General features: G+C 59.3%; 10 protein-coding genes. 5 read left to right on the top strand and 5 right to left on the bottom strand.

From position 1 onward, the window contains the following. Window positions 1–205 precede the first annotated feature (205 nt). Window positions 206–655: an Lrp/AsnC family transcriptional regulator gene (locus N7U68_RS00965; RefSeq protein WP_263046662.1), complete on the top strand. Its 450-nt coding sequence runs from the start codon at window positions 206–208 to the stop codon at window positions 653–655. A gap of 125 nt (window positions 656–780) precedes the next feature. Here the strand turns inward: N7U68_RS00965 and N7U68_RS00970 are convergent, their stop codons facing one another. Both N7U68_RS00970 and N7U68_RS00975 read right to left on the bottom strand, forming a co-directional pair. Next, window positions 781–3,231, bottom strand: a complete 2,451-nt coding sequence (locus tag N7U68_RS00970; RefSeq protein ID WP_263046663.1) for a GcvT family protein — start codon at window positions 3,229–3,231, stop codon at window positions 781–783. A 26-nt stretch (window positions 3,232–3,257) separates the two neighbouring features. After that, window positions 3,258–4,040 (bottom strand): maleate cis-trans isomerase family protein, encoded by a 783-nt coding sequence (locus tag N7U68_RS00975; protein ID WP_263046664.1) that lies wholly within the window; start codon window positions 4,038–4,040, stop codon window positions 3,258–3,260. 100 nt (window positions 4,041–4,140) lie between these two features. Here N7U68_RS00975 and N7U68_RS00980 point away from each other — a divergent pair, with 100 nt between their 5' ends. The 4 genes from N7U68_RS00980 to N7U68_RS00995 all read left to right on the top strand — a co-directional run bounded on the left by N7U68_RS00980 (window position 4,141) and on the right by N7U68_RS00995 (window position 8,518). Beyond that, on the top strand, window positions 4,141–4,884 hold the full coding sequence (locus tag N7U68_RS00980; protein ID WP_263046665.1) for a GntR family transcriptional regulator: 744 nt from the start codon (window positions 4,141–4,143) through the stop codon (window positions 4,882–4,884). Between the two features lie 133 nt (window positions 4,885–5,017). Then, complete coding sequence (locus tag N7U68_RS00985) at window positions 5,018–6,169, top strand: amidohydrolase (protein ID WP_263046666.1); 1,152 nt, start codon at window positions 5,018–5,020, stop codon at window positions 6,167–6,169. Next, on the top strand, window positions 6,166–7,359 hold the full coding sequence (locus N7U68_RS00990) for a diaminopropionate ammonia-lyase (RefSeq protein WP_263046667.1): 1,194 nt from the start codon (window positions 6,166–6,168) through the stop codon (window positions 7,357–7,359). Before N7U68_RS00985 ends, N7U68_RS00990 begins: the two co-directional genes overlap by 4 nt. Then, a complete protein-coding gene (locus N7U68_RS00995; protein WP_263046668.1) occupies window positions 7,349–8,518 on the top strand; it encodes a M24 family metallopeptidase in 1,170 nt (389 codons plus the stop codon). Before N7U68_RS00990 ends, N7U68_RS00995 begins: the two co-directional genes overlap by 11 nt. Window positions 8,519–8,747: 229 nt before the next feature. Here the strand turns inward: N7U68_RS00995 and N7U68_RS01000 are convergent, their stop codons facing one another. From N7U68_RS01000 to N7U68_RS01010, 3 genes are all read right to left on the bottom strand, one after another. Continuing rightward, entirely contained in the window at window positions 8,748–9,656 is a 909-nt protein-coding gene (locus tag N7U68_RS01000; protein ID WP_263046669.1) for a 2-hydroxy-3-oxopropionate reductase, read from the bottom strand. Then, the gene (locus tag N7U68_RS01005; RefSeq protein WP_263046670.1) at window positions 9,649–10,911 is read right to left on the bottom strand and encodes an MFS transporter; all 1,263 of its coding nucleotides are present in this window, start codon (window positions 10,909–10,911) and stop codon (window positions 9,649–9,651) included. The genes N7U68_RS01000 and N7U68_RS01005 overlap by 8 nt, the downstream gene beginning before the upstream one ends. A 91-nt stretch (window positions 10,912–11,002) precedes the next feature. After that, window positions 11,003–11,995: a D-2-hydroxyacid dehydrogenase gene (locus tag N7U68_RS01010; protein WP_263046671.1), complete on the bottom strand. Its 993-nt coding sequence runs from the start codon at window positions 11,993–11,995 to the stop codon at window positions 11,003–11,005. Between the last annotated feature and the right edge of the window lie 4 nt (window positions 11,996–11,999).

Consider the following 11,999-nt stretch of genomic DNA (forward strand, 5'->3'; position numbering starts at 1 on the left):
GTACTCAAGCTGTACGGACAGCAACGGTTGGTATTCTGTGACTTGGCGGGCGCTGCGTTTTCTCCGTACGGGTCTGTAGTTCGCGGGTTCCCCTCGCAAGCCTGCAGAGACGTATATGTGAAAATTTATTCCGAAATAGATCAATATATCGGCATTTATGATGAATTATATTGCCAAGTGACAAAACAGGGATTTTAATCCCACCATGGATGATAAAGACCTCGAAATCCTGAAACTGGTTCAGTCGAACGCCAGAATGACCGCCGAAACCCTCGGTCAGGCCATCGGACTGTCGCCGCCCGCGGTTCAGAAACGGCTCAAGAAACTGCGCGAAAGTGGCGTCATCGAAAACGAGATCGCGGTGCTCTCTCCGGCCAGGCTCGGCCGAGAAATGACCGTAATCGTCCAGGTGATGTTGGAACGCGAAAACCGCATGTATCTCGAGAATTTCAAACGCAAGATGCGCAATGTGCCCGCGGTGCAGCAATGCTACTACACAACCGGAGAGGCCGATTTCATCCTTGTTGTCGTGGTCAACAACATCAAGGAATACGAGGAATTCACCCAAGAGTGCTTCTTTGACGAATCCAACGTGAACAAATTCACGTCGTCCATCGTCATGGACCGGGTCAAGGTTTCCCTCGATATCCTGTAAGACCGTCTTCACCGGCCATCCCCCCTCTGTGACAGGCCCTCCACCCCGGCCCGCGCCTCTGACGCACTCTTGGGTGGCCAGCGGTCGGCAGGCATAGGCTGCCCGCCCCGCTGACCACCGTCTCTTCATCCCAGCATCCGCGCGTTCTTCGGATCGTAGAACGGCTGGAGACTGACAGTGGCCGGGACCTCGCGCCCCTCGACCAGAACGCTGTACTGCCCTTCCGCCAACCCGGCTTTCCCATTCGAGCCATCTGCAGGTGATATCAGGCAAAGCCCGACCGCTGAGCCAATCGTCGCGCCATAGGCCCCGGCGGTCACATAGCCCGCCACCTGCCCGTCGCGCAGAACCGGCTCATTGTGATGCAGGAGGGGCTCGGACTCATCGAGCTTGAGATAGAGCAGGAACGGGCCTTTGTTCTCTTCCTTGCGCGCCAGATAGGCATCACGTCCAATAAAGGGGATGCTTTTCTTCGGCTTGCACGCAAAGCTCAGGCCGATCTGATGCGGTGCCTCGGTATAGGCCATGTCGTGCCCCCAATGGACAAAGCCTTTTTCGATCCGCAACGCATTGAGCGCCTCGCCACCGATGAGGCGAAGCCCATGCGGCTTGCCAGCCGCCTCCAGCACCTCGAATACATGTTCGGCGAAATCCGGGGTCACGAATATCTCCCAGCCGAGTTCGCCAGAATAAGACAGGCGCTGCGCAAAAACCTCCGCATGACCGACGTAAAAGCGCTGCAGGCTGTTGAACGGAAAAGCCTCGTTTGACAGATCGATATCCGACACCTCGGCCAAGACTTCCCGGCTCTTCGGCCCCATCAGGCCGAGAACCCCATAGGCAGATGTCACGTCGCGCAACCGCACGTCCTCGCCCTCGGCGATCTGATCCCGCAGGTGCAAATAATCGCGGCGGGTATGCGAAATCGAACTCATCACCATAAAGGCATCGTTGCCATGGCGGGCCACAGTCACGTCGCTCTCGATACCGCCACGCGCATTCAGCATCAGCGTATAGGCCACCTTCCCCGCCGGCATCGCCATATCATTGGTGCAAACCCGCTGGAGGAAACTCTCGGCATCCCGGCCCTCGACCATCAGCTTGCCCAGCATGGAATAGTCGATCATCGCCACCGCATCGCGGGCGGCCTTTTGCTCTTCCTGCGCGCAGTCAAACCAATTCTGGCGATAGAAACTGTATTCATACTCGGGTGTCATTCCCTCGCGCGCGAACCAACCGGGACGTTCCCAGCCCTGTGCCTCCGCGAAACAGGCGCCGCGCGCCTTGAGCGCGTGGTGAAACGGAGTCCGGCGCAGGTTGCGAGCAGTCTCGCGCTGGCGGTTCGGCCAATGCATCGCATATGTAAGAACGAGCGTCTCGGGGCAGCGTTCGCGCAGATAAGGATCGCGCGCCTGGAATTCCTCGCAGCGCGCCGGGTCCATCTCCGACAGGTCGATCGGCGGATGCCCCTTCATGATCCACTGCGCCAGTGCCCGCCCGGCGCCGGGGCCGGACTGAATGCCGGTCGAATTGACCCCGGCCAGAACATAGTAATTGTTGATATCCGGTGCCTGCCCGAGGGTGAACCGGCCATCGTAGGAATAGCTCTCGGGACCGTTAAAGAAGGTGCGGATTCCGGTCTCCTGCAGCAGGGGAACCCGGTTCATCGCCAGTTCGAGCACATCCATCACGTCATCTTCGACAAAGGGTAGGCTGTCGAACTCGAATTCCTCGGGAATGCCGTCCTTGGCCCAGGCCTTGGCATGGAAATGGGCAAATCCGAACAACAGCTTGCCGGCATCTTCCTTCCAATAGGTGCCATCGCAATAGGACCGCAGAACCGGCAGATCGGCGGGCAGATCCGGGATCGCCTCGGTCACGAGGTAATAGTGCTCGCAGGCATGGATCGGTACGCCGACCCCGCTCTGCCGACCGAGATCGCGGGCCCACATGCCACCGCAGTTGACCACGACATCGGCGCGAATGGTGCCCTTGCTGGTCCGCACGCCTGCCGCCTTGCCATTCTCGAGCAGCACCTCTTCGACCTTGATATGTTCAAAAATCTGTGCGCCATGCATCCGCGCGCCCTTGGCCAGCGCCGTGGTCAGATCGATCGGGTTCGCAGAGCCATCGCTCGGCATGTAAATCCCGCCGAGCACCCCCTCCGGGTTCATCAGCGGCCAGCGTTCGCGGATTTCCTCTGTCGACATGGCATGAGCCTCGATGCCGAACAGCCGGGCAAAATCCGCCTTGCGCTTCAACTCGGCGTGACGTTCGTCATTCACCGCAATCGAAATCGACCCCGAGCGGCGATAGCCCGGGTTCTGGCCGGTCTCGGCTTCGATCTCCTCCAGCAGATCGATACCGTATTTGGCAAAGGTAGTGGTGGCATGGCTGCCCTGCAACTGGCCGACAAGACCGGCTGCATGCCAGGTTGTGCCCGACGTTAGCTGTTTGCGTTCGAGCAACACCACGTCCTTCCAACCCTCTTTCGCAAGATGGTAGGCCACTGAACAGCCGTGAATGCCGCCGCCGATGATGACGACCTGCGCGTGAGAGGGAATTTGTTTAGCCATGCCAGAGTGCCCTTGCAGAATTTTGGTCAGCTATGTGTGACCAGTTGTGTCTTGAATAGTTGGCCGGCGTCGGGCCGGTCGGCGGTCAGCCCGGCCAGCCGCGCCAGGTGCCATCCCAGCACCTGGTTGCTTGACAGGACCGGCTTACCCAATTGCGCCTCGGCCTCGGCGATCACCGGCAGCGCGCGCAGGCTGGTGCAGGAGACAAAGACCGCGTCGCAATCGTCGCGCGCGCCGATGGTAAGGATCGCCTCGCGGATCGCCGCCGAGGTGATCCGCGCCACAACGAAATCGTCGCTCTGGTCAAATGTGGCCACCGCGTTGATCTCGATCCCGGCCGCTTGCAGATTGTCCTGCATCTCGCTCGTGACTTCCGGGGCGTAGGGCGTGATCAGTGCGATCCGCTGCAGCCCCAGAGCTGCCAGAGCCGCCTTGCAGGCGCTCAGCGGATTGCTGGTCTTTGCTGCGGGATGAACCTCGCGCAGGATTTGGGCAACGCGCTCTTCGCCGATCATCGTGGCCCCGGAGGTGCAGCCATAGCCGATGGCGTCAAAGACGAAGTTCTCCGGCAGCAACCCCGCGACCGCTGGCAGGTCCTGCTCCATCCGGCGCAATGTCTCGGGCGTCACCTCCGTGTCGTTCGGGATCCGCGCGTGGTAGAGCGCGACCCCCTCGCCCCTCAGCAATCCGGACAGCTCATGCTCCACCGTCTGATCCGTCTGCAGCACGATCAGCCCGATTCGGGCCTTTGATCCGAGCCCCTCATCGGTTTCAAACTCCAAAGTTTCAATATGTTGCGCGTCGTTCATCTTTGATGACTCACCTGAAACAAGTCTGGTATATACCAGTTGGGTTCTTGGTATATACCAGCAATCGTGTTAGTCAAAGAAAACTTCGAGGTTATCGCCCATGCAGCATTCTGCAGACACTACCGCCGAGACACCGATATTCCGGCAGATCGTCGATCACCTGCGCGACAGGGTTCTCAAGGGCGAGCTCACGGCCCATACACCGCTGCCTTCGGAACGGTCGCTCGCCGAAAGTTTCGATGTCAGCAGGATGACCGCCCGCCGCGCCCTGGAGGCCCTGGATGCGGAAGGGCTGAGCTATCGCGAAGACCGCAAGGGGCGCTTCGTCTCGCCCAAGCGCATCATCTACAACATCTCAGACATGGTGAGTTTTGCGGCCAAGGCCCAGGCCCGTGGCGATGCGCTCGAAATAGAGCTGGTGTCGCAAGGCACGATCCCTGCCGACGCGCGGCTTGCTCGGGCGCTCGAACTGCCCGAAGCAACCGCCCTGCACCGGTACACACGGCTCTTTCGCACCGAAGGCCATGCGGCCTTTATCGAAACAGAATATGTGCTCGCAAGCCGCTTTCCGGATCTCCTGACACACGACCTGCGGCAATCCAGCACCCGGCTCCTGGAGCAGCGCTACGGGATCTCGCCCCGCACCGGCGACATAACCATCCGGATGCGCGCCATGCAGCCCGATGAGGCCAGTCTGCTGGGGCTTGCCCCCTATCATCCCGGTATCGCGCTGGAACAGGTGATCCGCGACGGCGACGGGAGCGCCTTTTGTTTTGGGGCCCAGATCTGGCGCGGTGAACTGGCCGAATTCTCTGCCCAGGCTATCGTAGGCGAACCGGTCTAATCTGCAGATGGCTTCCGAAAAAGATCACAAATTCAACTAATACAGACTGAAAACATCTCACTTATTGCAAAATTTGACGCAAAATTACGCTCGCTCTGACTATCTTGACGCCGAACACTCCAGGAGGTGCGCAATGGCCGATTTCCCTACCAAACTGACTGCACTCCGCCGCGATTTCCATCGCCATCCTGAATTGGGCTTTCAGGAGGATCGCACCAAATCGCGGGTCGCTGCACTGCTGCGCGACCTTGGGCTCGAAGTGCACGAGGGGGGCGGCGTCGTTGGTATCCTTCGCGCCGGGAGCGGCAACCGCGCTATCGGACTACGCGCTGACATGGACGCGCTACCGATCACCGAAGCAAGCACCCATGACTATGTCTCGCAAACCGCCGGGGTGATGCATGCCTGCGGCCATGACGGCCATATGGCCATGCTCCTTGGCGCCGCCGAACTGCTCGCTGAAACACGGGATTTCGACGGCATCGTCGTTTTCATCTTTCAGCCCAATGAGGAACACGGGCTGGGTGCCCGAGCGATGCTCGAGGAGGGCTTCCTCGATCGCTTCCCCATCGAAGAGGTTTACGGCATCCACAACCTGCCCGGCGCCCCGCTCGGTCAGTTCTCGACCCGCAAAGGCCAAATCTGCGCCAGCGAGAGCCTTTTCGAAATCGAGATCACCGGTCAGGGCGGTCATGCCTCCATGCCGCATGTGGGTGTCGATGCGATCACCGTCGGTGCCGAAATGGTGCTCGCCCTTCAGACCATCGTCTCGCGCAAGCTCGCCCCTGGGGCCGGGGCCGTCGTCTCGGTAACCGAGTTCCTTACCGACGGACAGCGCAATGTTCTGCCGGGTCGCGCCACGCTCAAGGGTGATGTGCGCGCCCGTCTGCCCGAAGACCGCCAGGCGATCGAGAGACTCATGCGCCAGATCGTCGACGGCGTCGCCGCGACCCATGGCGTCAAGGCCACGATGAGCTTCAACACTGAATTCGTCGAGGTGATCAACGCTGACGGGCCGACCGAGGCAGTGATCGAAACCGCCCGCGCCAGCGGGTTAAACACGATCCCTGATCGCCCCCCGATGAGCTTTTCCGAGGATTTCGCCCATTTCGCCAACGCAGTGCCTGGCTGTTTCATTCTGCTCGGCAATGGCGACACCGGCCCCCACGGCCAACCGCTGCACGCCGCGGATTACGATTTCAACGACGCGCTCCTGCCCATTGGCGCGGCCTTCTGGGCCGATCTGGTACGGAGCCGCCTGCCCCACCGAAAGGACCAAGCATGACAAATCTCCTGCCCAGCGGCGCCGTGGCCCATGTGGCCGCCACCCGCAAGACCGGCACAGCCGCCGAAGACGTGCTGTCGCGCGAGGATTTCGCCACCGCCCGTGACGAGATCACCCAATGGGAGGGCTATGAGCCGACCCCGCTGGTCTCGCTGGACGCGCTTGCGCAGACGATCAGCGTCGCAGAGATCCTCTACAAACACGAAGGCCCGCGCTTTGGCCTCGGCAGTTTCAAGGCGCTCGGCGGCTCCTATGCCGCATTGCGCGTGCTGCAGCGCGAAATCTCGGCCAAGCTTGGCCGCGACGTGCCCCTCGCCGACATCCGCAATGGCAAACACGCCGACGATTGCGCCGAAATCACCCTCGTCTCAGCCACCGACGGCAATCACGGCCGATCCCTGGCCTGGGGCTGCCAGCGCTTTGGCGCCCCCTGCCGGATCTACATTCACGCCGAGGTCAGCGATGGCCGCGCCGAAGCCATGCGCGCTCTGGGGGCCGAGGTCATCCGCATCGCGGGCGATTATGACGACTCGGTCGATCTGGCCAAGACCGAAGCCGAGGCGAACAATTGGTTCGTGGTTTCCGACACCTCCTGGCCCGGCTATTCGATGCCGCCGCGTGACGTGATGGCAGGCTATGGCGTCATGGTTCAGGAAATTTGCGAGGCCCTGAACGACGCCCCGAGCCATGTGTTCCTGCAGGGCGGCGTCGGCGGCCTTGCGGCCGGCGTGGTGGCTGGCCTGCGCCAATATTGGGGCGACGCCTCGCCGCGTGTGGTCATCGTCGAACCCGAACTCGCCGCCTGCCTCTTCGAAAGCGCCAAGACCGGCAAGGCCACCAATGTCACCATCGAACAGGAAACGCTGATGGCCGGGCTCTCCTGCGGCGAGCCGTCCGAGATGGCCTGGGAAATCCTCGCCGAAGAGGCCAGCGATTTTCTCACCATTCCCGAGGCTCTCGTCGCCCCGAGCGTGCGGTTGCTGGCACGTCCGCTGGGCGGTGACACCGCCACCGAAGCGGGTGAAAGCGCCGTCGCCGGGCTCGCCGCGCTGATCGCGTCGCGCCAGGATGCCGCTTTGTCGGAAAAGCTGGGGCTCGACAACACCTCCCGGGTGCTATTGATCGGATCCGAAGGGGTCACCGACCCGGCGATCTTCGAGATGATTATGGAGGGGCGAGATGCAGCCTAACACGCTCGACAGAGGCTTTCCCAACGCGGAATTCGAAGCCAGAACCAAACGCGCCCAGGCGCTGATGGCCAAGGACGGGCTCGACGGCCTGCTGCTGATGACCGAACCCGAGGTGCGGTATTTCACCGGTTTCCAGACCCTCTTCTGGCAGAGCCCGACCCGGCCTTGGTTCGTCTTTGTCCCGGCCGAGGGCAAACCCGTGGCCGTGATCCCCGAGATCGGCGCCGAGCTTATGCGGCGTTCCTGGCTAGACGATGTGCGGACCTGGTCGGCCCCCGTGCCCGAGGATGACGGCGTTAGCCTTCTGACAGAACTGTTGATGCCGCTCGCCCGAGCGAAGTCCCGTTTGGGGGTGCTCAAGGGCCATGAAACGCTGCTGCGAATGCCGTTGGGCGACTGGGAGCGGCTGCTCGCCGCCTTGCCCGGGCTCGAGATCGCGGATGCCACCGGGCTTGTTCAGGGGCTCCGCATGGTCAAGACACCCGCCGAGATCGAAAAGCTCGCCCATATCTGCGCTATCGGCTCGACCACGTTCGAACGTGTCCCCGAGATGGTGAGCCTGGGCCTTCCGTTCGAGGAGCTGTTCCGCCGCTTCCGCCGCGAGGCGCTGGCACAGGGCGCGGATGACGCCCCCTACGTGGTCGGCGCGGCGGATCAGGGCGGCTATGCCGACTGTATCTCGCCGCCCTCACGCCGTCCGCTGACCGCAGGCGACGTGCTGATGCTCGACACCGGCTGTGTCTGGGATGGCTATTTCTGTGATTTCGACCGGAACTGGGCCATCGGCCGCGCTAATGACAGCGCCCGACGCGCTTATGACGTGCTGTGGCGCGCCACCGAGGCCGGGCTCGAAGCCGCGCGACCGGGCAATACCTGTCACGACCTGTTTTCCGCGATGTCTGCGGTCATTTCCGAACTGGACGACAGCGGCGGCGATATCGGCCGGCTGGGTCACGGACTGGGCATGCAACTGACTGAACAGCCCTCGCACATGGCAGGCGTCGGCACGGTGCTGCAAGAGAACATGGTGCTGACCTTGGAACCCTCACTGTCCTATGGGGATGGGATGATGATGGTTCATGAAGAAAACATCGTCGTAACTCCAGAAGGTGGCCGCCTCTTGACCACACGCGCCGCTCCCGAACTGCCTGTGATTTGAACATAGCGGGGGCAGAAAATTTGCCCCTGTTTTGGTACATACTGTGCTATCGAAGCGTTGTCGCCGCTCGCACTGTGTGGCCGTTCTTCATTATTGTACCACCCGCAGCCCTCACAACTCGTTATCACCGACTGGAAGCATTCGACGCTTGGAGAGCGCAGCAAGCGTCGCCTGATTGACGCTCGCTGCACTTGAGATGGTTGCAATAAGTTAACATGATAACAACTGTTTAAGGCTGTTGTGATCCATTCGTACCATCGATCTGATGATCTGAAAGAAGTTCGATAATTCTGACCAGGCCAGAATGGTCTGTATCGCCCAGTCCTTGAGCCAAGCACGCATTCATAAATTGGTGGCAACTGGCGGTATTTGGGAGAGAAACACCGATGTCCTGCGCGCTGGAAAGTGCCAGTCTCAGGTCCTTGTGATGGAGTTTGATCCGAAATCCCGGATCAAACGTCCGGTCGATCATACGTTCTCCGTGGACCTCAAGTATTTTCGAAGATGCGAAACCACCCATCAATGCCTCGCGCACCCGCCGGGGATCCGCCCCCGCCTTAGAGGCGAAAACCAAGGCTTCGGCCACTGCCTGGATATTCAGCGCAACAATTATCTGGTTGGCCACCTTTGCCGTCTGGCCTGTCCCGGCGGCCCCCACATGCGTGATATTTTTTCCCATAATCTCGAACAACGGTAGCGCGCGGGACAAGGCTTTGTCAGAGCCTCCGCACATAATGCTCAAAGTCGCGTTTTTAGCGCCAACTTCTCCGCCTGATACCGGCGCATCAACAAAATCGCAGCCCAACTTTTCAAGCTGTGCCGCAATATCAGCAGTCGCAACGGGAGAAATCGAGCTCATGTCAATGATCAGCTTACCCTTTAGCATGGCATTGCCGATGCCGTCCGCTCCTACCAGAACTTCTTCGACCTGCCGGGTGTCTGGAAGCATGGTGATGATGATGTCCGAATTCTCGGTCACTTCCCTAACGCTTGGGTGCAGTACCAGCCCGCGCTCTATCAGCCATGCGGGGGCCGGCGTGTTATGGACTGTGCTGTGAAGCTCATGACCTGCGTCAATAAGGTGCCCCGCCATCGGCGCTCCCATTATCCCCAATCCGATAAATCCAATCTTACTCATTGCGGTTTGCTCCTGTGATTTGTCGCGTTTCCTTGGTTTTTTCCGTGTCGTGAACCGCGGGCGAAATGCTTTCTCCGGCTGCTTCAGAGACTGTGGCCTTGTTCGAAGACCGACTTGCAACCAGCGCGAACAGCCCCAACGCTCCGAACGTTGTGCCTGCAAGGATTGGCAATCTGTAACTGCCGCCGAAATCATACAGCAGCCCCGTAATTGACGGCGCCGTAAGGCCAGCTAGCCCGTACCCCACATTTAGCCTTCCAAACAGAAAACCGGCATTCGCGCTGCCGTAGCGGTACGCCAAGAGAGTAACAAACATTGTCACCGTCGATCCGAAACCCACCCCCAGTACAAGGATTGCAACAATCCAAACGCCAACCGGAAAACCGGCATTCAATGCCAGCAGGCCCAGAAGAAGAACACTCAAGCCAATCATGGGTGCCATTTTTGGGGAGCTGCGTTCTACGAAAACTCCGCCCAGCAGCGCGCCGACCAGGTAACCCGAGTTGAGCACAAAAGGTGCCAGTACCGAGAGATGGTCTGCGGCCCCGAGCTCGCGCAAGATGGCAACGCCGTGGCTCATGACCATGAGCCCAATGTAGCAAAATGCAAAAAAAGCGATGCCAAAACCCAAGAATGGCTTGCCCATAGCTATGCGACTTCCAGCTGGGTCTTTCCAATTTTGGTCAATTCTGGCGTCTTCTGTGTTCGGCAACTTCCAAAGTAACGGGGATACGACGAGATAGATCAACGCGAGTATCCCAAACAGATTTGGAATCTGAGCTTGGGAAATCCCCGTGGTTACCGCGACCGCTGACAATGCCATTCCGCTTGCAGCGAAAGACGCCACCACTATGCCCACCGCTAAACCTTTGTTTTTCCGGCAGGCCGCCTGTGCATAGGCAATTGAAAGGCCGTAACCAATACCCGCCGCTGTGCCAAAGATGACGCCCGGACCCAGCAACAAACTCATATATCCGGGAAGCAGGAAAAACAGAAAGTGGCCTGCCCCCGCGGCCATAACGACCAGTGGCGCCAGAACAGAAGGTGACATCCGTCGCGCTATTGGGTCGTGGACATAAACCCCCAAGGTAAAGCACGTCAGCCCTATCCCCGGCACGATGCTCAACGCAGAGCGGGGGAGATCCAGAAAACCTTCCAACGGTGCAAGTAGAATGCCCCAGCCGTACATGACACCCATAAGAAAGTTGATGACAACACCGGATAGTAAAAGGGGATACCGGGTTCGCTTAGCCACGCGGACCCTACATTGAGATGTCATTCTTTTCATTGCCAAATGCGGGAATGAGAGACCCGAGTGCCAACGGCTCTCGAACTCTGACATTTCCCTAATATTGCTGGTCCAGGTCGACCGTGTTTTTCAATTCCCGGCCGTCAATGAACCGGCCGAGATTTTCGAACAAGAGGTCCAGACTTCGATCTGCGTGATGATCGGGATCATTCGACGATGAATGTGGCGTGATGATCAGATTTGGTGTTTGCCACAAAGGTGATGTTTCAGGCAGGGGTTCCTGATCAAAGACATCGACAACCGCACTGATCTTTCCCGCCTCCAAAACCCGCTGCAAGGCCGCGTAGTCAACCAGATCCGCGCGGCTGTAATTCACGAAACCTGCCCCGGTTTTCATCAGGTCAAAGGCGTCTTGGCCAAATACACGTTCAGTTGACGGGGTGTGGGGGGCAGTAACAACAATGAAGTCTGCCAATGGCAGCAATTTGGCAAGATCCTGTGGTTGGTACATGTCATCCACATATTCATGATCCTTACCCGTTCTTCGAATACCGATCACGCGAAGTCCGAAACTTCTGGCAATTCTGGCAACGTCCCCCCCCACGTGACCGACGCCATAAATCAAGACCGTTTTGCCTCGAATCCGGCTACTGTGAAGCTTTTCCCATTTTGCCTTGCGCTGGTTAGTCATCATCTCCGGCAAACGGTTGTTGAGCCCAAGCATGCCCATAAAGACATACTCGCTTGCGCGCTCACCATGAACGCCACGGCTGTTCGTGAGGCAAACATCCTTTGGCACCCAAGTCAGGGGCAACAGATGGTTCACACCCGCTCCCTGCAAGTGAATCCACCGCAGTGACGGGGCCAACTCGGTTACATTTTCACGCTCAAAATCCCAGCAAAACAACGCATCCGCGGTGGACATGGCGTCCCTGAAGCCCTTGCCGTCCGTTCCCATCGTGATCTTGACTTTGTTGGCGATGTCGGGATGACGCTCCAAAGCACGGTCTAGACGCTCTTGAGTGGTTTCCAATATGTCACCCAGTTTCGAACAGTTTTCGATGTGCAAGTGCACCATTTTCTCATCCATTGTG

It is taken from the genome of Roseovarius pelagicus, from assembly GCF_025639885.1.
Lineage (GTDB): Bacteria > Pseudomonadota > Alphaproteobacteria > Rhodobacterales > Rhodobacteraceae > Roseovarius > Roseovarius pelagicus.

Bases quoted from the DNA above. Each gene is read 5' to 3' on its own strand.
- N7U68_RS00965 (WP_263046662.1), top strand. From the start codon at position 206: ATGGATGATAAAGACCTCGAAATCCTGAAACTGGTTCAGTCGAACGCC.
- N7U68_RS00970 (WP_263046663.1), bottom strand. From the start codon at position 3,231: ATGGCTAAACAAATTCCCTCTCACGCGCAGGTCGTCATCATCGGCGGC.
- N7U68_RS00975 (WP_263046664.1), bottom strand. From the start codon at position 4,040: ATGAACGACGCGCAACATATTGAAACTTTGGAGTTTGAAACCGATGAG.
- N7U68_RS00980 (WP_263046665.1), top strand. From the start codon at position 4,141: ATGCAGCATTCTGCAGACACTACCGCCGAGACACCGATATTCCGGCAG.
- N7U68_RS00985 (WP_263046666.1), top strand. From the start codon at position 5,018: ATGGCCGATTTCCCTACCAAACTGACTGCACTCCGCCGCGATTTCCAT.
- N7U68_RS00990 (WP_263046667.1), top strand. From the start codon at position 6,166: ATGACAAATCTCCTGCCCAGCGGCGCCGTGGCCCATGTGGCCGCCACC.
- N7U68_RS00995 (WP_263046668.1), top strand. From the start codon at position 7,349: ATGCAGCCTAACACGCTCGACAGAGGCTTTCCCAACGCGGAATTCGAA.
- N7U68_RS01000 (WP_263046669.1), bottom strand. From the start codon at position 9,656: ATGAGTAAGATTGGATTTATCGGATTGGGGATAATGGGAGCGCCGATG.
- N7U68_RS01010 (WP_263046671.1), bottom strand. From the start codon at position 11,995: ATGGATGAGAAAATGGTGCACTTGCACATCGAAAACTGTTCGAAACTG.